Raw genomic sequence first — 1282 nt, forward strand, 5'->3', positions numbered from 1 at the left:
GACGACCCGGCCGCCACCGGCCCCCGTAGCCCCGGCAAGGCGGTACCGGCCGGTGGCGGCCGGGTCGTCGGGGGCGGGGGCGCCGGAGTCGGAGTCGGGGTCCGGTGCCGGGGCCTCCGCCGCCGGGGCGCCGGGGCTCGCCGAGACGGACCGGCTCGCGGTGACGCCGGGCTGTATCTCGACGCTGTCCGCCTTCCGCTTCTCGGCGAGGCCGGGTATCGGGAGCCAGGGCGCGTCGGAGTTGCCGCCGACGAGCGCCACCGCCACCGTCACCGCGTAACAGGCACAGCCGAGCGCGACGAACCAGCCCGCCTTGCGGAGCTTCCGGCTGCGCCGACCGCTCTCGTCCACGAAGACCGGCCCGTCGGAACCCTCGTGCCCCGCTTCCGGTACGGCGCCGCCGACGCCGACGCCGACGGGACGTGCCCCGGCCGGGAGTTCGGAGAGCTGACGGCCCAGGCCGTCCAGTTCGACGGTGACATCGTTGGGTTCGTCGCTCGGTCCGCCGCTCGGGACGCTGCTCGGCCCGCCGCTCGGGCCGCCGCTCGGTCCGCCGCTCGGGACGCTGCTCGGCCCGCCGCTCGGAACGCTGTTCGACCCACCCGCATGCCCTTTTCGGGCAATATTTCGCGCGTTTTCTACCACTGGATGCACATCCCCCACCACTTCATTCCATGATTCGGGCAGATACGCGGCTGGTCGGTTCCGTCGTCGGCCGGGTCCCCTTCCGGACCGAACGCCCCCACCACACCGCACCCGGGGGATGAATGTAGCGACGCCGTGGTCCCCGGAGTTACGTTTCAGTGGTTGCCGTACAGCGACGCGGTGACAGTGGTAGGGAGCCAGCTCCCCGCGGGCCGCTCCAGCCATCCCTGCGCGGCGCCCAACTCCCCCGCCGCGCCGAGCAGCGCGTCGAGCCCGGGGTGGCGCAGCCCCTCCCGCCACACCAGCGAGACCGGGGACAGCGGTACGGGGGCGACCAGCGGACGCAGCACGGTGTCCGGCATCGCCGCGTAGTCGACCACCACCAGTACGGGCGTCGCGGTCTTCGCCATCACGCGGCGGAACTCCGCCACCCCCACCGCCATCGGCGCGGGCGCCGCGACCTCCACCCCGTGCCCGGCGAACAACTCCCGTGCCAGCTCCGTCCATTCCAGGGTCCGCGGATTGCCGGCCCCCGCGTAGACGCTCTCCCCGGCGAGCGCGTCGAGCGCGATCTCGCTCCGGTCGGCCAGCCGGTGGTCCCCGGGCAGCAGCACGGCCATCGCCTCGTACCGTACGA

The 1282-nt window shown here is 74.0% G+C and carries 1 protein-coding gene and 1 pseudogene; both read right to left on the minus strand.

Features of this window, described 5'->3' with window-relative positions; genetic code table 11:
- Positions 1 to 654 (minus strand): hypothetical protein (locus DVH02_RS35375; protein ID WP_158575965.1); only part of this gene is annotated, 654 nt, incomplete at its 3' end.
- Between the two features lie 146 nt (positions 655 to 800).
- A pseudogene (locus tag DVH02_RS31140) lies at positions 801 to 1282 on the minus strand (LysR family transcriptional regulator); the annotation flags it as partial.

Origin of the sequence: Streptomyces corynorhini (assembly GCF_003346515.1) — a bacterium.
In the GTDB taxonomy this organism is placed as follows: domain Bacteria; phylum Actinomycetota; class Actinomycetes; order Streptomycetales; family Streptomycetaceae; genus Streptomyces; species Streptomyces corynorhini.